This is a genomic window from Acinetobacter sp. YH12086 (assembly GCF_013419345.1).
GTDB lineage: Bacteria > Pseudomonadota > Gammaproteobacteria > Pseudomonadales > Moraxellaceae > Acinetobacter > Acinetobacter amyesii.
On record NZ_VPAF01000022.1, the window covers coordinates 1 to 19,597 of the forward strand.

Sequence of the window (19,597 nt, forward strand, 5' to 3'; positions counted from 1 at the left end):
ATCTGTACCGGGCCGTCGACAGCCGGGGCCGCACTGTCGATTTTTATCTCTCCTCCCGTCGTAACAGCAAAGCTGCATACCGGTTTCTGGGTAAAATCCTCAACAACGTGAAGAAGTGGCAGATCCCACGATTCATCAACACGGATAAAGCGCCCGCCTATGGTCGCGCGCTTGCTCTGCTCAAACGCGAAGGCCGGTGCCCGTCTGACGTTGAACACCGACAGATTAAGTACCGGAACAACGTGATTGAATGCGATCATGGCAAACTGAAACGGATAATCAACGCCACGCTGGGATTTAAATCCATGAAGACGGCTTACGCCACCATCAAAGGTATTGAGGTGATGCGTGCACTACGCAAAGGCCAGGCCTCAGCATTTTATTATGGTGATCCCCTGGGCGAAATGCGCCTGGTAAGCAGAGTTTTTGAAATGTAAGGCCTTTGAATAAGACAAAAGGCTGCCTCATCGCTAACTTTGCAACAGTGCCAGTTAAAATCATCAGCATTGTTGATCGAATTATTGACATAAGCTTCGCCAAGCACCTGTTTACGAATCGCTAAACCTTTTTCAAATTTTTCATTACTCATTAGCCTAATCCTCCAAATAAGGTGTATTTGATTTCGAGATAATCTTCAATGCCATATTTTGAGCCTTCGCGCCCTAAACCTGACTGTTTAATTCCACCAAACGGTGCAACCTCATTTGAAATCAAGCCTTTATTAATTCCAACCATACCGTACTCGAGTTGTTCACTCATGCGCCACGCACGACCTAAATCTTGTGTGTAGCAGTAAGCAGCTAAACCAAATTCTGTGGCATTGGCCATCTCAATTGCTTGTTGCTCAGTTTCGAACTTAAAAATTGCAGCTAATGGTCCAAAAGTTTCTTGAGTTGCAACATCCATCTCTGCAGTTACATCGGCAATAATGGTCGGTTCGTAAAATAACTCACCAGCGCTGTGTTGTTTTCCACCTGCAACGGCTTTGTTGCACAAAGATTTCATAACTATATGATTTTAAAAGTTTTGATTATTTTTTGATCTAAAATTAAATCTATTTAAATCAGATGCTTACATATTTATGCAACAAAGCCTTATATCTTTACTAGGCTCTATGATCAAAATCATACTGGCACTCAACACTGTAAATTTGAGAATGAATCTGTACGTACAGACTCATTCTCTATCGATAAAGATATTAGAAATAGCTACATAGAGTTTATTTCTAGCTTATTCAAATTAGGCTTTACTATGGATGAACAATAATTTTTACAGCAGACTCATTATTATGAATCAGCGTTTCAAAGCCTTTAGAAACAAGATCATCTAATGCAATACGTTGGGTAATAAAAGGTTCTAGATTAATCTTACCTTGCTCGACTAAACGGATGGTTTCCTGATGGTCATTGACATAAGCAATCGTTCCACGAATATCGAGCTCTTTCATGACCACACTATGCACATTAATTGTGGCAGGATGGCTCCAAATAGAAACGATAACGACTACACCAGTTGGTTTCATTGCTGCAACGAGTGTATCCATGACTTTATTGACACTACTACATTCAAAAGCGACATCTACACCGCGGTCTTCTGTAATTTTCATTACCTCAGCAACTACATCAACCTTAGATGGGTCTAGTACATAATCGGCAACACCCGCTTCTATCGCTTTTTCTTTACGTTTTGCACTCAGTTCAGTAATGATAACCGTGAGACCTTTAGCCTTTAAAATAGCAGATAAAAGTAAGCCTATTGGGCCTGCTCCACCAACCAGTGCGATATCGCCAGCTTTTGCGCCACTTCTGACATAGGCATGATGACCGACAGATAAAGGTTCTATCAATGCTGCTTGGTCTAAAGGAATATCATTTGAAATAGGATGTACCCAACGCCGCTGAACTGCAATTTTTTCAGAAAGACCACCACCGCGTCCGCCTAAACCAATAAAGTTCATATTTTTTGATAAATGATACTTATCATTGGGGCCAGTCGGCACATCGTCAGCAATAATGTAGGGTTCAACTACGACATGTTGCCCAATTTGGATATCATCTACACCCTCTCCAACTGCATAAACCACGCCTGAAAATTCATGTCCCATTGTTACAGGTGCAGATTCTCCCGAAATTGGGTGTGGGTGACCACAAGGTGGAATAAAAATAGGACCTTCCATGAATTCATGTAAATCCGTACCGCAAATACCACACCACGCAACTTAAATTCCAACTGTGCCTGGAAGTACTTTCGGTTCAGGGATATCTTCAATTCGAATATCCCCTCGGTCATAAAAACGAGCTGCTTTCATTTTGTATTCCTTATATTGATGTTAACGGTAAACCATTCCACCATCTGTCAAAATAGACTGACCTGTAATGTAGTTTGTGAACTGAACCGTACCGGGTTTGTCGGAGACTTTTTTATTTAAGTTAGGCCACCTGACCTAACGGGTTAATCTTATCATAGTACATTGCTTCAAACTCAAAAGGTGATACATAACCCAGTGCACTGTGTACACGCTCTTTATTGAACCAATCTACCCAGTTTAGTGTCGCAAGTTGTACATCTGCTAAACCTTGCCAATCCGCTTTTAAATATTCAATCACCTCTGTTTTGTATAAGCCATTCACCGTTTCAGCCAAAGCATTATCGTATGAATCACCGGTCGTACCGACTGATGCTCGTAAATTTGCTGCTTCTAAACGATTGGTATAACGAATGGAAAGATATTGCACGCCTCTGTCACTATGATGAATCACGTTCTTTGGCATGCCTCGATCATGCAATGCTTGCTCCAGTGCATCGAGCACCATATCTGTATTCATACGTGTTGATACTTTCCATCCAACAATTGCTCGCGAGAACACATCAATAATAAAGGCGGTATAGACCCAGCCTGAATGAGTTTGAATATACGTGAAGTCAGCGACCTGAGAAGCATTGCTTCGCAAGGGTCAGGATGATCTGCATTAAAATTGCGTTTTACTAAGTCATCTGCTCGTTTTTGATCATCTCGGCTACGGGTGGTTTGTTTATTCTTACCACGCCAAACACCTTGTATACCTAGCTTCTGCATCAATCGAGCAACTGTACAACGTGCGATAACATAACCTTCACGTTTCAATTGTTGCCAGACCTTACGCACACCATATCGACCTAAACTTTCTTTCCAAATACGTTTGATTTGCTCTGCATGATATAAATCATGCAGAGCACGTTTCGCTCGATGTTCTGGGTTATCAACGAGATCTAAAGCCCGATAATAGGTCGAAGCTGCAATCGGTAAAATTCTACAAATCGCTTCAACACCATATCGATCTTTATTGTTCTGGATAAAATCCACCATTATTTGTGTGGGCGGTCGAGCTCCGCCTGGGCGAAAAAAGCGGCTGCTTTACGTAGAATTTCATTGGCACGTTTTAATTCTTTAATTTCACGTTCCATTTGCTTCATTTTTTCTTGGTCAGATATCTGTTGTACTTTGGCAGGATTTAGTTGATCCATATGCTTTAAATACCAAACACGCAATGTTTCAGGAGTACAACCAATCTTAGGTGCAATAGCTGTGATTGCAGCCCAAGTAGAAGGATAATCTTTTTCAGATTCAATCAATAATTGAACCGCTCTTTCTCTGATTTCAGGGGTATATTTTGGTTTTGTCATTGGAACATTCTCTCAAGAAAGTTGGTCTCCGACAAACCCGGTACGGTTCAGTCTCAATTTTCACACTTTATGCAACAGAGTCGTTTTTATCCTAAGGTCCTTACCACTTGTATTCTTTACGAACATATATCTAAAAAGTGTAGCAAGTTGCTACACTTTTCGCTAGATCAACTCTTTACCAAAAATATCATTCAGTCTTTCACGAATACTATGGACGAATTCCGGATTACTTTTAAGTTTATGCTTCATATTTCGTTTAAAGTCATTCAACCCCATACCAATTTCAGCAAAATCCATTTGGAATAAAGTGTCATTAATGACAATATTTGCTTGAGAGTCAGTGAGGCATCCTACTTTTTTAAACCACTTCTTGAACTGCTGATAATTTTCATCATTATTAAAAATATACCAAGAACGTACATTCATATCGAATTTAGCCCCTAATTCTTTTACGGATGCATTGTCTTCAAATGGAACATCAAGATAGATTTTTTCAATCACTGCAAATTCATCCAGTGCCTTATCAGCAATCCGATGATGCAGTTTAAAATTCACACCTACAATTGGACGGCCTTTCTTAACGGTTTCATACTCTAACTGTAGATCTGTATTTTCGTTAATTTCTGCCACTATTTTGTCTAATACATAGCGTCTAAAATCTACCCAGCGATCATATTTGGTTTCATTAATATCAATCAGTGCTTTCAAGTTTTCTAAAAGTAATGGCACTTCATAACTCTTTTGATTGGCGTACTTAAATTCGTTTTTAATGAAATAAGTATAAAGACTCATACTGGCAACAGAATCTAGGGCAAAAAGATGTTTTAGCTGATAGGTAGTAAAATTACCCCCAGCCAGTTGAGTGAAATACGGCAACACCTCACTGGTAAAACGAATCTGAATCGCATTTTTAGAATCATCTTCCCATCTTAACTCACGGATAATGGGAACGACAGAATGTACTTTTTTAGTCTTTCTCTTACCATTATCAGCTGGCTCCTCAATAATAAAATGAGCTACCCGGGATGAAAGCTCTTTATAAATCCGATCTATTGCAACATTAATTGAATTACGTTTATTTAATCCTAGTAAATCTGCCAAATCATCCTTATACAAATAAATATAAGTTTGTTCGGTAATTTCACCATCTACCCTATTTTTCTCACTATAATTCGCAACCGCCATTGCATATAAAAGTGCCTTATATTCATTGGCTGATAATTCGATTGGGCGAATTAAACGGTTACTGGTACTGACAACGCCATTATGGCGAATGTTGCCTATACAGTAAGGAATATAATTCGATTCTTCTTGCAATGGTTCAGATTCTGTCATAACCGTGATATTTATAATTTAACTTAGTTTTTATATACAAAAGTGGAAAAACTTTCAAGACTTTCACCACAATATTCTAAAAGTGGAAAGTTTGTCATCAAAAAGAAGCATTTTAGCCGATTTCCTGCACTTAAAGTGGAATTAATTATAATCTTTCCACCCCATGATGACAGACCTTCCACCTTTAGTCTCGAAATTACAGTTCAGAAGGTCTATTTTTACTTTTTTCATTCAGGTCTAGTTAGGTTAAGTCAGATAAAAACCCTGATGTGACAAGGCTTCCACCTTTTTGTTAGATTTAAAAGGTATAACTGCACATATAATCATCAGGAAATATCCAATAAAAACAGATTATCCACAGGTTAAGAAGATACAGTGACAATCTTTCCACCTTTAAAGCTTAGTTATGAGACTTTATTAACAGCTTAAATATTTGTTTTTTAAATTATTTTTAAATAAAAATAGCAGTTATAAAAATAGTAGTGACAAACCTTCCACCCTAGTGACAGACCTTCCACTTTATAGTGACAAACCTTCCACTTTATAGTGACAGACCTTCCACTTTACGGTGACAGACCTTCCACTTTATAGTGACAAACCTTCCACTTTATAGTGACAAACCTTCCACTTTTAAAGTTACAAGCACTTGTTTTATATAATAAAAATATGATCCTAATTATTAATTAGCTAAATAACTAATTATTCTAATTTTTAATTAAGCTAGCTTAGTTAAAAATTTATTTTTTAAGTTGTTTTACAGCTGAATAAATAGGATTTATAAATTTAAAAACTATAGTAAGATGAATGAAAGTTATTTATATTACTAAACATTGAAATAAGGAAGCATCTGACACGCATGTCTGCAAAAATTATTACTGTTGCTAACCATAAAGGCGGATGTGGCAAAACAACGACTGTTGTACACCTAGCCTCAGAACTTGCCAATCTTGGCTACAAAGTTTTAGTCATTGATTTAGATCCTCAAGCAAACGCAAGTTTACACATTGGGATCCAACATCCAAGCGAAATTGCTGTCACTACAGCAGAATTACTAGTGGGCGATATTTCGTTGTTGGCAGATGCATTACAAGAAGAAACGAACTTTGAAAAAGTATCATTAATTTATGGTTCCTTAAATTTAGGAAAAACTGAAGATCAACTAAAAGAAGAAGCTCCCCGTCCTTCTGAAGAGTTAAATATCAAGTTAAAACTATTAAAAGATCTTTATGATTTTATATTGATCGACTGTCCACCTAGCCTTAAATTATTAACAAGCAATGCCTTGGCATCTTCAACACATGTCATTATCCCTATCGAATCAGGATCACAATATGGATTGTATGGGGTAACAGATCTTTTAAATCATCTTGAAAAAATCAAACGTATTAATCCAGATTTAGAGCTTTTAGGCGCTTTACTAATTAAGCATGATGAACGTCAGAATGTCTGTAAGCTGATTCGGGATGAAGCCTTGAAACAGGTAGGTAAAATTTTAGAAACCACAATTCCTCAAAGTACTAAAGTCAATCAAGCAGCGATTCTGCAACAACCACTTTTGAAAGTAGAAAAAAATTCAAAAGTACGTAAGGCTTTTGAAAGCCTTGCCAATGAAATTGTAGTGAAAATTAAAACCTGAGAGCATTATGGCAAGCACCAAAGAGCTTTTAGCTCAGAAACTGAAACAGAATACAGAAAAACATCAGCAAGCACAGAAAGACAATATTAAAGAGCCGAAAGAGTTTAGACGTAATGTCCCTATTGAGGATATCAGCCGAAGTCCAAACCAGCCGCGTAAAATATTTGAAGAGTCACAGTTAAAAGAACTGGCGGATTCTATTAATGAAATCGGCCTTTTGCAGCCCATTACAGTGCGTAAACTGGATAATCTGAAATATGAACTGATTGCAGGCGAGCGACGCTTACGGGCACATCAATTACTCGGAAAGTCTGTGATTGAAGCCATTATAATTGATGCAAATAATGTAGAAGCATCTTTGTTAACCCTGGCAGAGAATTTAAAGCGTCAGGATCTGACAGATTATGAGATTTTTATTGGCCTGAACTCACTTGATGAGAAATTAAAGAAAAACAAGCAACGTTTAGCCAATTCACTGGGTTTAAATCGCGAAGATATGTACAAGTATTTAGCATACGAAAAACTGCCGCAAGCAATTTTAAATGACCTTGATGTGGAACCAGGCTTGCTAGGCCGTACTGCTGCAACTGCATTCAAAAAATTTCTATCGGATCATCTTGAACAACTCTCTGAAGCCGAAGTGGCCTTACTCGGAGCTTGGGAAAAATTAAAAGACAAAAAACTCGAGCAAAGCAAAGTTACTACTTATGCTGAAAAACTATTGAGTCAGAATCCAGAAAAACTGACCACAACATCCGTGGTCAGAAAAATTGAATATGCCGGTAAGATTGCGGGGAATATCAAACTGAATCAAAAACAGCTTAAGGTTTCTCTGAATATCTCGGAAATTGACGAAGCCAGTCTCTTACAATTAGAAGATTTCTTAAAACAGCTGATTCAAAAAAGCGAAAAAGTGTAGCAAGTTGCTACACTTTCTTAGCACCCTGAAACTAATTACATCCTCATGCATTATTGAAATTTATTTTCTTAAGTATGCTTCTTTACATTTGGTCTTTGAGAGTACTGTTACTTCGGACTGAGATTAAATTCTGCCTTTCTTCTTGTGGAGTAGTTTTATATTTATCCGGAAATATTATATATGTCCATATAAGCACTCCCAGTTTTCAGGTTTTGTATCAAAATAATCAATTCTTATCAGATTTTTCGATAGGGAAGTATATGTGCTGGTGGAACATAAATAATTTGGTGGTGTTTCAAAAGGTATGCTGCCGTTAAAAAAATACGTTATTAAGGTAAAAGAAAGTAAGCATCCAGCTAACACAGCCTTACCAAGCGATCCTATAAGCCTTAATTTAGTTCCCACCTAAAAACAAGTGGGGACTTAATCTATGAACATGGATATATATTCAGCAACACCTCCTGTTGCTAAAAAACGCAGAACATACAGCAAAGAATTCAAATTCAGTATTGTCAATGCCTGCAAAAATCCTAATACCTCGATCGCTTCGGTCGCACTGCAACATAGTATTAATGCCAACCTTGTCAGTCGTTGGATCAGGATCTTCAGCCATCATGATGGTGCCGTGCAGGATCCTACTCATGTGAATCCAGCATTTATTGCTTTGCCTTACACTGCTGCAATCAGCCAACCTATTGATGAGAGGATCACGTTGTGTATCACCGTGCCTCATACGAATAATGATATTCAGCTAAAATGGCAGACATCAGAAATACCTGCCTTGGCAGAATTACTCAAGGCACTGGCAACATGATCCGTATCAATGAAATTTGGCTCTCTACCCAGCCCATGGACATGCGTGCAGGTATGGATACGACCATGGCTCAGGTGGTGAGAGCCTTTGGCTACATCAAACCGCATTGCGCCTACCTGTTCTGTAATAAACGTGGTCATCGTATGAAAGTGCTGGTACATGATGGACTGGGCATCTGGCTGTGTGCCAGGCGGCTGGAACAGGGAAAATTCCACTGGGCTCAAGTTCACCAAGGTGAAACCGTGGTCCTCAACCCGGAACAGTTACAGGCATTAATCCAGGGTTTGCCCTGGCAGCGCATTGGACGACAGCAAGTGGTAACAATGCTCTAAACCAAGCTCGGCTATTCTGCTATTCTCCAAACGTTCTATTTCATTCTCTTCATGACCTCAGGCATACTGCGGTCATGAATACGCTGCCTGACTTAAGCCAACTGACCCATGAACAACTGCTGGAATTTACCCGGCAGTTGGCGATGCAGCATCAGTCTCTAGCACAATCAAACCAGCAATTAGATTCTAAAGTTCAACATCTTTCTATTCTCAATCAAAAATACGAGCATGAACTGGCGCTGTTTAAAAAGCACAAATTCGCCCAAAAGAATGAACACTTAACGGCAAAACAAATCCATCTGTGGGATGAAGCGGTTGAAGAAGATATTGCCGCGGTTGATCTAGAACTGGAACGGCTAAATGCAGATAAAACTAATGCAGCGACACAGAAAGCCAAAACCAATAAACCTAAACGTCGACCACTGCCAGATCATCTACACACCATCCGTATTGAGCATGAACCTGCATCAACCCAATGTGCTTGTGGCTGCCAACTCCGTCGTATCGGCGAAGATGTCAGTGAAAAACTGCATTTCAGACCGGCACAGTTCTATAAGGAACAGCATGTGCGTGGTAAATGGGTCTGTGATCAGTGTGACACTCTGACTCAGCAAGCGATGCCCGCCTATGTGATTGATAAAGGCATTGCTTCACCTGAATTGCTCAGCCATGTGCTGGTATCGAAGTATGCCGATCATTTGCCGCTGTACCGTCAATGTCTGATCTATCAGCGGGCGGGAATCGAACTTTCTAGATCAACTTTATCTGACTGGATAGGTCGCTGCGGTGTAGAACTGGAACCTCTGGCCAATGCCTTAAAAGAGGTGGTACTACAACAGCAGGTGCTGCATGCAGATGAAACACCGGTCACCATCATGCGGATGGGTGAGAATAATAAAAAACCGAAGAAAGGTTATGTCTGGGCCTATGCCACTACACAGTACAATCCAGTTCAGGCGGTGATCTATGACTTTCAGGATAGTCGTTCAGGCCAGCATGCTGAAGAGTTCTTGAAAGGCTGGCAGGGCTATCTAGTCTGTGATGATTACAGTGGTTATAAAGCACGCTTTAAATCAGGCGATGTCATTGAGGTGGGCTGCATGGCGCATGCACGTCGTAAATTCCATGAACTGCATGTAACTGGGAAAAGTCAGGTCGCTGAACAGGCATTAGTGCTGATTCAGAAACTGTATGCGATAGAAGCAGAGCTCAGGAAAAAGACCGATGGTACAGCGGAAGACCGCCGCGAATACCGACAACAGCATAGTCAACCAGTGATGCAACAACTATATGAATGGCTCAACCAACATCATCTGACAGTGCCATCGAGTTCTCCCACCGCCAAGGCCATCAATTACACTCTGAAGCGTTGGCCAGCTTTAAGCCGCTATCTGGATGATGGCAATCTACCGATTTGCAATAATTGGGTCGAGGTGCGACACGAAGTCGCTTAATGAAGTTGTTCCCCCTGCGGGAACCACCCGTGTCACCGGGTGAATCTAGAAGGCTGAATAAAGAGCGCCTTCGACAATGTAACGAGGCACCGCAAGGTGCGGGGTATCAATCGTGAGAGGCGTACCCTTCTGGCAGCCATAGCCGGACAAGGGCTAGATAATCGGTATGGTGAACACATGTGAATCTGCGTAACGATCGTCAAGTTGAACGAGCGGAAATGGCTGATACGCTCGAACCAAAACGGTAATGGAGGTGGGAATTGCGTCTTTCGACTACGCATTCGTGACCCATACGCCTCCCGGTCGATAGCAGGCACCTAAGCCGATGTACTTCAGTAAGCGGAACGTGGAAATCCCGTATTACTCCCATTGGGAAAGCAGTTTGCAAAAACTGCCCATGGTGATGCGGGCGAAGGAACGAGGAAAAAGCGAATGCCAGTCTGTAATGGGTTGGATAGAGGTTGAAACATTACCCCACGCGAAAGCGGGCTGACGTCCTTATGGTCTCTCATCACAAGAGAGTGTGTAGAACCCTTTTAATGGAGGGAGAGCAAATGAATGCAGCAGTATCAGCGTGTGCACCTTCCAGCACATCGTGGGACAGCATCGATTGGATTGCTGTACAGCGTCATGTCAGAGGGCTGCAAGCGCGTATTGTGAAGGCGGTACAAGACGGCAGGCATAACAAGGCGAAAGCTTTGCAATGGCTGCTGACTCACTCGTTTAGTGGCAAAGCATTGGCCGTCAAACGAGTGTCTGAAAACAAAGGCAAAAACACGGCTGGGGTCGACAAGGTGACTTGGAATACACCCAAGGCCAAGACCGGTGCGATGATGTCGTTGAAGAGGCGAGGTTACACGCCCCTTCCGCTTCGGAGAGTCCTTATTCCGAAGAAAAATGGCAAGATGAGACCTCTCGGGATACCCACGATGAAATGCCGGGCCATGCAGGCGCTCCATCTGCTGGCTTTGGAACCCATCGCGGAGACCACTGCTGATCGGAACTCTTATGGATTCAGGGCTTTGTTGCACAAAGATTTCATAACTATATGATTTTAAAAGTTTTGATTGTTTTTTGATCCAAAATTAAATTTATTTAAATCAGATGCTTACATATTTATGCAACAAAGCCCTTCGTAGCCTGCTTTTTCTACGGCTTTAATTAAAGTAGCGCGATCAAGTGGTTGATGCGCATAAATGACTGCTTTTTCGGTAGCCAGATTTACATGAGCCGATTCAACACCCTCAACAGATTTTAAAGCTTTTTCCACACGGCCTACACAAGAAGCACATGTCATCCCCTCAATCTCTAATGTTTCACTGTAGTGTGGCGTATCAGTCATTTCGGTACTCATATACGATCTCTATCATTTAGATATGCTGAGTTCTATATGCGAAGATCAGCTCGAACCAAGATTAGGTGGAATTCAGGGATTACTTTTATTTCAAGCAAGTACAGGTTTTATCTGTACGATGAGGAAAATAAGAGAGTAAAAGTGGTAAGGAATTCCCACTGTTACTCTAACAGAGATTAAGCAGGATCAGCTGTAAATCCACGCTCACTGAGAGTGGCAATGACTTGATCCTGACTCACCGTTGTGTTGATTTCAATAATACGGTTTTGTAAATCAATATCGAGTGAGGCATTCGAGTCGAGCTCTTTAATTGCGGTAGTAATGCCGCGTGCACAACCACCACAAGTCATATTAGCGATGTGAAATTTCATATGTTGCTCCTTTTTAACAAAACATTTGTTTAAAACATTAGAACAGTAACTCTAAACTTTCACCATACAACCAGCCTTTTTCTGAATCAGTTACTCGCTGTAACTTGGTCTGTTTACAACCTTACAGTTTTCTTCAGAGTATTCCAAAGAAGAGTGTTCTAATGACTACAGTAAATAACACTAAATATAAAAAAAATGGAAGAATAATTTACTAAGTTATTGTTTTTAAGTTGATCCTTGTTTTATATGGGGGTGATAATAACTTCTGATTACTAGTTTTTACCTTAAATATACCGATTGAAAGATTCATTTAAAGGCTATGAATACATGAGTTTTACAGTTTGGCTAGGTCAGCATGAGTACTTTTCACAAGATTTAAGATCGACCATGAACGTGATTAAGTTATAGGGGATTGATGAAATAGTTTTTATGAATTTCTGGCTTTCTGGGCTGATTTTATCAAATTCATGTCTATGCAAAATTGCGACATATTTCTCGTGCTGGTAGTTATCCAGAGTTTGGTCTGCATCTATCCATAGTGCAGACCTTTTTTTGGTGACAGTTTTTTCTTAGTGATTTTCGATCTGGATGTAGTGATTTCACGTTTGCAGAATATATCTTGGCGGTGATCCATCTAATATTCGTGATTATAAAGAGAGCTAATTCACAGGTTCTACAGATTATGTAGCGACTAACTATATCAAAGTCTATTTGCAGTTGATGGTTGGCGCTTAGTTTATATTTACGCTTAGGTTTCAGTTAAAAAATCAATATTCTGTTGAATCCGTGATTGAATCATCTGTAGGGTAGATTCTCGAATTTGATGGGGATACAGGCGCTGCGCAATTTGACTAAATTGAAGTGCAATTTCACGCATGGTCAAGATGATCTCATCGACTTCTAGAGTAGTCAGATTAGCTTCTGAAGTACCGAGTTTATGTATGTCATTTCGGGAAATATTGAGCGCTTCTCCCATAATGTCCATTTGATGATAACCACCTGGACCCTCGCAGAAGGTCACATCATAGGCTGGAGCCAATTTCCATTGACCATTTTTCTCCATGAGAAATGAAAAGTTCTTAGTATGGTCATCCCGATTATTGAAAAGCACATTAAACACAGCACGTTTAAAAGCATGCAATCTTTCTCGTACATCTTGCGTACACATCAAGGTTGCCCGGAGAAAATTGCGATAGTCTAGGCTACCTGGAACTTTATAGTCTGCTCCTGTATATGCAGCCAAACTCTGCATTGGAATCCGCATACCATTTTGACGATCGAATCGTTTAGAAGCAAAAGCCGTTAAACCATTGGGCAAATTAAAGAAATGGGTATCTGGAGTCTCAATTGCACAAAGTCGCAAACATTCTGCATAGACGGCTTCAATGGCGCAGACTTCAGGATGCTCTTGCTGAGCAGGAAACTTAATCAGCCAGGCTTCATGTTGATCAGAATCTTGAGTCGAAAACTCTAAATTGACAGGATCTCGGTAAACCAACGCTTTTGGTCTGGCACCTTGAGGGGAGCCACCCATGACCAATAAATGCTGTAGAAATTCACCACCTTCACCTTTGAGTACTTCTTGAACTTCCTGGGCCAGTTGTTGTAAAGGGATATTTTCTGAGGTTTGCATGTCAGCAACACAAGGTTCAAAGGAGAGGGCACCCATTGCGTGACTACTAATATAGGTCAGACGCTCCAAAGGTCCAATTCGTGCTGAATTTAAGCCAATTTTTTTGAAATATCGATCCATCAACATCATGCCCCAACCATCTGGTAAAGCGTCATAGACTGGACCTGGGAGTCCCATTTGATGAGTAGGAAAACCTTGTCTGAATGGTAGACCTTTTAAAGGCAGCAAGTAAGAAGAGAGCTCAACACCTTGCTGTATTGCTTCTGGACTATATTCAAAAGCAATGGTGGGTCTACCTGTCGTGGCTGTTGAACTAATCAGCGTTCCCCATAACCATGATTCGCCCCAACCGTTGTAATAAACATTAAGTCTATTGAGCATTATCCCTTCCTCTTAATACGGTGGCGCTTACTTTGACTCTCATAGCGAAGAATGTCATTCACACTGTTAAGCTGAGGTTTAAATAGTTCCTGAAGTTCGTTTAATCGACCCAAGACCATTGCAATACGGACTAAATTTTCAACAGATACATTTCGTCCCGCTTCAAGATTCGAAACTGTATTCACGCCGACACCAGCGCGTGCTGCTACCTCAGCTTGAGACATCTCCAGAAAGAGTCGTTGCTTACGTAAACGCTCACCTAAAAGAGTCACAACTTCTTCTGGTTTAGTGAAATATAAATCCATTAAATTGGGTCTTAAGAATGAATAATTTAATTAAATCACAAAATAATGGAATTAATCTATAGCTATAGTGTGGCTAAGGAGGGCTTTGTTGCACAGCACATCAGAAGGGTAGGTATAGTCCTTGGGTATCGGTTACAGAAAATCATCAGGATGTACTTTGACTGATTGTTGATACGGAGATTTCAGTATTTTCATTTTTCCTAATAGGTCACATTACTTAGAAAGGGTTCTTCGAAAATTAGTTCATACTTTAAAAATCCTATAAATATTGAGGATATTTTCTTAATGCTTTCAATATAGCATGCGGCTATATGTAACTCGAACGGGCTTAATCTGCCTTTCAGTATAAATTTTTTGGGCGTGAGAGGGGAGAGGTGTGAGGGCAAGCAATTTATATCGTGGATACTTCTAAATTACTTATGTAATAGAAGGTGGTAAACATGGATTTAGAGGTAATAACACTAAATATAAAAAAATTGGAAGAATAATTTATTAAATTATTGTTTTTATGTGGTTATTGGTGATGTTATGAATAATAATAACTTTTTTCTTGATGAATTTTACCTAAAAAAATTGATCAGATAATTTTCTTTAAATGTCATGCATACATAAATTTGACAGTTTGAAGGGATCGGTATGTGCATTTTTCACAAGGTTAAAGATCGACCATAAATGTGATAAACGGCAGAGGATCATTGAAAAATGAATGGATTTAAACACTACATGTATGCACGAAAAAAAGTATCGCTGCGGTTCTGCTGACAGGCTGTATTGAGCATTGAATGCAAATGATGTAGTAATTGTCTACAGGCTATAGGACCAGCATGAAGAAGAATGAAATGTAGTTGCCAATTTATAACCTTGGTTGAAAAGCATAGCATTGTTATTCGGAGAAGTGAGGTAAGCCATCCTTCTCTTATTCATTTAAAATGATTCTTACTCAACTGATCTCGACTCATGGGCTGGTTCCAATTAGACGGATAATAACTTCCATCCCCTATCTTTTTCTTACCACATTTCTTGCATTTAATCCCTTCTTTGGAGATTTGATTCAGCATCACTGTTGTCGGTTGAATCAAATCAATGACATAGTTCGTTGGTTCAGGAAAAGCAGAAGAGGCTGCTTTATTGCAAAAGAGAACATTCGGATCAAATGGATTGGATTGCACAAAAGCCATGATACAGCCACAGAGTAATTCACCTGCATGTAATCTGTAACATCCATTCAGGTCATCAGACGAAGATTAATCTGAAATTTAAGCACTAAACACCATAAATCTATGTATGGGCAGACTTTTTTGAGACATATGTTGATAAACATGCGGCAAGTTACATTGCTTAAAAGTCTATCTAAGTTAACGATCTATTCAATTCTGGATAAGTAATCTGAATATTACGATCCTAAATTACCCGAAGAGTATTAAGATTTCTAAGAATCGTGATTGTTGGTTTATTTGGGAAATTAATCAGTGGATTGAAGCAAAGATGATGGCTCATTAAGGATTGTGGGCTTCGACTACTTAAATTTTAGGTATTTTGAATAAAGCATATTTCAAAAATCTTAATTAATGGATTTAAATTACCATAAAAACCTTCAATATTGGCTTGAATCCATTGTTGTTGAGAGTCAATGCGAGACCAATCAATACCATAACCACAATGAGCAATCAGATGCTCAAAGAAAATCCGTTGTGTACGTCCATTACCTTCACGGAATGGGTGTATGACATTAAGCTCACAATACAAGTCGGCAAGTTGAGGAATCAGTTGTTGTGGTGCTAAGCCTTGAAAGTATTTTTTTTCTTGAAGCGGTTTGAGTAGTTTATTGGTTTCAATTTCAATACGGGAAAAATTACAAAAACGGGTGTCACCTTTGGAAATATCGATTTGTCTTAACTTTCCTGCCCAGTCGTATAAGTCGCCAAAGAGCTGCGCATGAATTGATTTTAAGTATTGTAAGTCGTAAGGTGGTTCAGCATATTCAATTAAGTTACTTGCCAATCCAGACAGTTCTAGTTCAGCTTGTTCTAAAATTTGTTCATCACGAATATTGAGTTTGTTCTTTAGGATATTTGTGCCAGGGTAACAATACAGGCTGTCACCCATTTCCCCATATTTATCCATACATGCACCTGACTAAGATTCGGGTTGCGAATACTTCTTATATTTTTGCAAGATTTCAGCTTTACTTTGTTGAGTTGTTTGAGCTGTCGTTGTAATGCCTTCAAGCTTTAGGCTGGCTTGATAGTTTTGCGAACGTGTCGCTTGAATATATTTTCTTTTCTGTTCAGTGGTTCTGAGCATTTCGAAACTCCATTGATGCTACACGTGAAGTAAGTATAGCAGAGAATCTTTTTGATCAATGCTGCATACACAGCATTTCTAAAATGTAATACAACGGTATTGTTTCATGTAATAACAGAAAACTAAAAAAAAGTGGAAGAATTCTTAAAATTTAGACCGTCATAGATAAGCAAACCGTATGTATTTGTTGAGAATTGTAATTTTGAGAAAATTTAGTTGATAAATTAAATGAAGTTTCATATACAAAGATATGCTCATTTTTTAAATCGATAAAAATGTTAAGATTTGACTATTTGGTAAAAAATATAGAAATTTTTATGGGGCAATTTATCATGCCCTTTTGCTTTGACCGAAAAAATGTTCAACTTGAGATAGTAAAAATTAACTCAGAACTACTGAAAATCAAAAAGATTAAACAGAGTCAGAAAGTAGTAGTACAAGCAAAGTTCAAAATAATCTATGTGAAAATTTGGCAAAAAATCTTGCTATTGATGCAAACGGAGCCAGGCTTACGTGTGCATTCTAATTATGTTGCAATCTTACAGTTGATACATAATCTTGATGATTTTATCGAAAAATCACAACAACACTTGTGCTTTGAAAGAAAAGCTCAGAAAGAACTGGATGCTAAATTTTTTGCAAGATTTTTTAAGCTAACAAAGAATTCAATAAAGGATCAACTTTTACCAAATCGTTCTGATCACAATGAATTTAAACAATGCAACGTGATAAAAATATTAAGCGAAAATGAATATGCCAAACATTGAAACACAAGAGCAATTCTTAGATTTAGCAGAAAAATATCAACAAGATTATTGTCTATTACGTGATGATATTGTAAATACACAATTTGTCGATCTATCAGATGATTTGTATAAAGATGTCTACGCTCTATACAAATTAGCACAACAAATTTATAGCTATATATCAGGCTCCAGACAGATCGGTAAGTATTCTTTTTTAGCTGCTGTGAGTTTTTTTGCATGTCCAGATTCTAGTAATACACAAGAGCTGTCATCGCAACGTTATTTGATTCTACAAGCGAGTTTTTTAACATATCGGCAGTATCAAGAATTTGCAAAAATTGATAAAGCTGAGAATAAGCAAAAACATGTTTGTGACCTATTACGCTATGTCTCACGATATGTGCTGGATTCTAATCATGCTGAATTATTTCATGAATGTAGTAAGCTGCTAAATTGTTATGTCACGTACGAACGTAATTTGAAAAAAGAGGATCGTAATCAACTTTTTAATATTAAAGATTTCGAACAAGTACAAGTCATAGAGTATTTATCGGCTCTATTAATAATTTTTAAAAGACTAGATGATCGTCGTGTAGTTCATCGTCAGCGTAAGTCAAAAAAAAGCAAAGTTTTGCAATGGCCGACGAAAAATGAACTCAAAAAATTTCGTGAAATTAAAACGGGTAAGCAAGTAGATATTGGACATAACGCAAAGATTAGTATTTATGATGCCGCTCTTCACAAAGATGAAGAGGGTGAAGTTGATCTATTAGATCCTGAAATGGAGTTTTATTCAGAAGATGAAAAGTCTAAAAATTTAAATTATATACTCAGCGATAATGCGACGCATCTAATGCGGCATCGCCAGCGCCGTCATGCTCCTTTTGTTACAAATCCACATTATTTGGCGCCAGATATACTGAAGCAAATTGTTTATGTGTTGAGAACCGAGTTATCCGGGCACTGGAGGGATGCTGCAATCGCTGCAGCATGTTTATTGTCACTTTTGACGGGATTATCACCCGTCGCACTGATGGATTTTAACGAGCTTATTCAAGATGGAATTTTGATCCAGAATGGTTCAAGTAGACGTCGCGAATATTTACTCAAATTAAATCTTAAAATTACAGAGCAGAAGATTAAGAGCTTAAATCATGTGCGGTGGAATGAAGTGATGACACATCAACTACATTTACCTTCTGCTTGGTTTGACTATATAGAACAAGCATCGAATCCACTAATTTCATCAACACACATTAATACGAAACTTAAGAATTGGCTTGATAATCGGTTTGTAGGTTCGATCACTGTAGAAAAACTGCAGGCTCAATTATATTTTCATATATATTATGAAACATATAATGAATATCTTGCTCATGTAATTGCTGGGCGGGATAGTCAGCATCACATGCCTGGTATCTATTATGGCGGGCTACCGAAAACTCAACTCAGTAGCACATATCTAGCCTTTTTAGAAAAAGCACTTACACCACATTCCACACATTTTACTGAAGACACGGCTGAACTAAAAATATTGCAACAACAATTCAAAGTGCAATCTGCATTATCTATAGGAAGGATAGGGAGCCAACTGGCACTTGAACCCAATTTTGTGAAAGAGCAATTCCATATTTTACATAGACATTGTCACGAAAACATCCAAGAAGATAAGCACATTATTAATCAACTTAATGCATATGCGTGTTGGATGTGGCATATCAGTTTGTTGAGTTTGGCAAGTCGGCCTAAAAAAAACCTGTTGGGGAATTTGGATGATTATTGTGTTGAGCTCAAGCTTTTATATGTGAATGATAAAAAAAATAGTAAAGCAAGAAAAGATGGTCGTTTTATCCCTTTATCTGATTTTTTCATAAAAACACTGCAAAATTACACTGCCTTTTTAGAACAAATTATTGAAGCGTACGGTTCATTTTTTAGACAAGTCTTTGCAAAGAAGAAGATAACTGTAAATGATCTTTTTGGTAAGGTCATTTTTAGTAAAGATATCTTGCCGATAACTGTCAAAGAATGGCAGAGCAGGAAAATTAAGTTAATCCCTTTATCGAGAAAATGGGTGAATTCATATATGCAAGGAGTCTTTCCAAAGAATATGTATTCGAATTGGTTACGTCATTTTGACATGAACTTTTTGATGCATGAGCAGCAAGAGGGTAAACCAGCATTAGCTTTTCACTTAATTCAGGCCCTGTATGGTCATGACCAACGTGACCGAGAGGCTTTTCATCCGCATTCTTCACTTATCCCGAATGTCTATGTACAGCAAGCCCGCCAGCAATTGCAAGATAATGTCAAATCTTTATCGATTAAACACTTAGAGCGAAAATAGTTG

General features: G+C 38.8%; 13 protein-coding genes, 8 pseudogenes and 1 other annotated feature. Of the genes and pseudogenes, 9 read left to right on the plus strand and 12 right to left on the minus strand.

Features of this window, described 5'->3' with window-relative positions:
- Positions 1 to 437 (plus strand): annotated as a pseudogene (locus FTU29_RS15815) (IS6-like element IS26 family transposase); the annotation flags it as partial.
- Between the two features lie 53 nt (positions 438 to 490).
- Here the strand turns inward: FTU29_RS15815 and FTU29_RS15820 are convergent.
- The 5 genes and pseudogenes from FTU29_RS15820 to FTU29_RS15840 all read right to left on the minus strand — a co-directional run.
- Positions 491 to 589: pseudogene (locus FTU29_RS15820) on the minus strand (4-carboxymuconolactone decarboxylase); the annotation flags it as partial.
- Positions 589 to 987, minus strand: a pseudogene (locus FTU29_RS15825) (aldehyde dehydrogenase family protein); the annotation flags it as partial. The pseudogenes FTU29_RS15825 and FTU29_RS15820, both read right to left, overlap by 1 nt.
- Before the next feature lie 262 nt (positions 988 to 1,249).
- Positions 1,250 to 2,308 (minus strand): annotated as a pseudogene (locus FTU29_RS15830) (2,3-butanediol dehydrogenase).
- 121 nt (positions 2,309 to 2,429) lie between these two features.
- Positions 2,430 to 3,663: pseudogene (locus FTU29_RS15835) on the minus strand (IS3 family transposase).
- Positions 3,272 to 3,388: a sequence feature (AL1L pseudoknot), on the minus strand. Its footprint overlaps the pseudogene before it by 117 nt.
- Positions 3,664 to 3,825: 162 nt before the next feature.
- Positions 3,826 to 4,998 carry a replication initiation protein gene (locus FTU29_RS15840; protein WP_127800989.1) on the minus strand — a complete coding sequence of 391 codons (1,173 nt, stop codon included), beginning with the start codon at positions 4,996 to 4,998 and terminating at the stop codon, positions 3,826 to 3,828.
- 856 nt (positions 4,999 to 5,854) lie between these two features.
- Between FTU29_RS15840 and FTU29_RS15845 the strand changes: the two genes are divergently transcribed.
- The 6 genes and pseudogenes from FTU29_RS15845 to FTU29_RS15870 all read left to right on the plus strand — a co-directional run.
- Positions 5,855 to 6,634, plus strand: coding sequence for a ParA family protein (locus FTU29_RS15845; protein WP_179990956.1), 780 nt, complete (start codon positions 5,855 to 5,857; stop codon positions 6,632 to 6,634).
- A 7-nt stretch (positions 6,635 to 6,641) separates the two neighbouring features.
- Complete coding sequence (locus FTU29_RS15850) at positions 6,642 to 7,553, plus strand: ParB/RepB/Spo0J family partition protein (protein WP_119879449.1); 912 nt, start codon at positions 6,642 to 6,644, stop codon at positions 7,551 to 7,553.
- Between the two features lie 430 nt (positions 7,554 to 7,983).
- Positions 7,984 to 8,367: a transposase gene (locus FTU29_RS15855; RefSeq protein WP_179990955.1), complete on the plus strand. Its 384-nt coding sequence runs from the start codon at positions 7,984 to 7,986 to the stop codon at positions 8,365 to 8,367.
- Positions 8,364 to 8,699 (plus strand): IS66 family insertion sequence element accessory protein TnpB, encoded by a 336-nt coding sequence (gene tnpB / locus FTU29_RS15860; protein WP_179990954.1) that lies wholly within the window; start codon positions 8,364 to 8,366, stop codon positions 8,697 to 8,699. The genes FTU29_RS15855 and tnpB overlap by 4 nt, the downstream gene beginning before the upstream one ends.
- A gap of 74 nt (positions 8,700 to 8,773) precedes the next feature.
- Positions 8,774 to 10,132: pseudogene (locus FTU29_RS15865) on the plus strand (IS66-like element ISAba25 family transposase); the annotation flags it as partial.
- Positions 10,133 to 10,707: 575 nt separating this feature from the next.
- A pseudogene (locus tag FTU29_RS15870) lies at positions 10,708 to 11,172 on the plus strand (reverse transcriptase N-terminal domain-containing protein); the annotation flags it as partial.
- 113 nt (positions 11,173 to 11,285) lie between these two features.
- Here the strand turns inward: FTU29_RS15870 and FTU29_RS15875 are convergent.
- The 7 genes and pseudogenes from FTU29_RS15875 to FTU29_RS15905 form a co-directional block, all read right to left on the minus strand.
- Positions 11,286 to 11,507 (minus strand): annotated as a pseudogene (locus FTU29_RS15875) (cation transporter); the annotation flags it as partial.
- Positions 11,508 to 11,683: 176 nt separating this feature from the next.
- Positions 11,684 to 11,878, minus strand: coding sequence for a heavy-metal-associated domain-containing protein (locus FTU29_RS15880; protein WP_179990953.1), 195 nt, complete (start codon positions 11,876 to 11,878; stop codon positions 11,684 to 11,686).
- Between the two features lie 748 nt (positions 11,879 to 12,626).
- A complete protein-coding gene (locus tag FTU29_RS15885) occupies positions 12,627 to 13,892 on the minus strand; it encodes a type II toxin-antitoxin system HipA family toxin (protein WP_000934717.1) in 1,266 nt (421 codons plus the stop codon).
- Positions 13,892 to 14,197: a helix-turn-helix domain-containing protein gene (locus FTU29_RS15890; RefSeq protein ID WP_000366814.1), complete on the minus strand. Its 306-nt coding sequence runs from the start codon at positions 14,195 to 14,197 to the stop codon at positions 13,892 to 13,894. Before FTU29_RS15890 ends, FTU29_RS15885 begins: the two co-directional genes overlap by 1 nt.
- Positions 14,198 to 15,117: 920 nt before the next feature.
- Complete coding sequence (locus tag FTU29_RS15895) at positions 15,118 to 15,375, minus strand: hypothetical protein (RefSeq protein WP_004726728.1); 258 nt, start codon at positions 15,373 to 15,375, stop codon at positions 15,118 to 15,120.
- A 349-nt stretch (positions 15,376 to 15,724) separates the two neighbouring features.
- Positions 15,725 to 16,321: a putative adenosine monophosphate-protein transferase Fic gene (locus FTU29_RS15900; protein WP_179990952.1), complete on the minus strand. Its 597-nt coding sequence runs from the start codon at positions 16,319 to 16,321 to the stop codon at positions 15,725 to 15,727.
- Between the two features lie 12 nt (positions 16,322 to 16,333).
- Positions 16,334 to 16,501: a YhfG family protein gene (locus FTU29_RS15905; protein ID WP_000946583.1), complete on the minus strand. Its 168-nt coding sequence runs from the start codon at positions 16,499 to 16,501 to the stop codon at positions 16,334 to 16,336.
- Between the two features lie 317 nt (positions 16,502 to 16,818).
- Here FTU29_RS15905 and FTU29_RS15910 point away from each other — a divergent pair, with 317 nt between their 5' ends.
- Both FTU29_RS15910 and FTU29_RS15915 read left to right on the plus strand, forming a co-directional pair.
- Positions 16,819 to 17,268 (plus strand): hypothetical protein, encoded by a 450-nt coding sequence (locus FTU29_RS15910; protein WP_002046161.1) that lies wholly within the window; start codon positions 16,819 to 16,821, stop codon positions 17,266 to 17,268.
- Positions 17,255 to 19,594, plus strand: a complete 2,340-nt coding sequence (locus FTU29_RS15915; RefSeq protein WP_127800787.1) for a hypothetical protein — start codon at positions 17,255 to 17,257, stop codon at positions 19,592 to 19,594. Before FTU29_RS15910 ends, FTU29_RS15915 begins: the two co-directional genes overlap by 14 nt.
- Positions 19,595 to 19,597: the final 3 nt, after the last annotated feature.

Excerpts from the sequence above, each read along its gene's own strand:
- FTU29_RS15905 (WP_000946583.1), bottom strand. The coding sequence starts at position 16,501 with ATGCTCAGAACCACTGAACAGAAAAGAAAATATATTCAAGCGACACGT.
- FTU29_RS15840 (WP_127800989.1), bottom strand. The coding sequence starts at position 4,998 with ATGACAGAATCTGAACCATTGCAAGAAGAATCGAATTATATTCCTTAC.
- FTU29_RS15915 (WP_127800787.1), top strand. The coding sequence starts at position 17,255 with ATGCCAAACATTGAAACACAAGAGCAATTCTTAGATTTAGCAGAAAAA.
- FTU29_RS15895 (WP_004726728.1), bottom strand. The coding sequence starts at position 15,375 with ATGGCTTTTGTGCAATCCAATCCATTTGATCCGAATGTTCTCTTTTGC.
- FTU29_RS15850 (WP_119879449.1), top strand. The coding sequence starts at position 6,642 with ATGGCAAGCACCAAAGAGCTTTTAGCTCAGAAACTGAAACAGAATACA.
- FTU29_RS15885 (WP_000934717.1), bottom strand. The coding sequence starts at position 13,892 with ATGCTCAATAGACTTAATGTTTATTACAACGGTTGGGGCGAATCATGG.
- FTU29_RS15845 (WP_179990956.1), top strand. The coding sequence starts at position 5,855 with ATGTCTGCAAAAATTATTACTGTTGCTAACCATAAAGGCGGATGTGGC.
- FTU29_RS15880 (WP_179990953.1), bottom strand. The coding sequence starts at position 11,878 with ATGAAATTTCACATCGCTAATATGACTTGTGGTGGTTGTGCACGCGGC.
- FTU29_RS15900 (WP_179990952.1), bottom strand. The coding sequence starts at position 16,321 with ATGGATAAATATGGGGAAATGGGTGACAGCCTGTATTGTTACCCTGGC.
- FTU29_RS15910 (WP_002046161.1), top strand. The coding sequence starts at position 16,819 with ATGGGGCAATTTATCATGCCCTTTTGCTTTGACCGAAAAAATGTTCAA.
- FTU29_RS15890 (WP_000366814.1), bottom strand. The coding sequence starts at position 14,197 with ATGGATTTATATTTCACTAAACCAGAAGAAGTTGTGACTCTTTTAGGT.
- tnpB (WP_179990954.1), top strand. The coding sequence starts at position 8,364 with ATGATCCGTATCAATGAAATTTGGCTCTCTACCCAGCCCATGGACATG.
- FTU29_RS15855 (WP_179990955.1), top strand. The coding sequence starts at position 7,984 with ATGAACATGGATATATATTCAGCAACACCTCCTGTTGCTAAAAAACGC.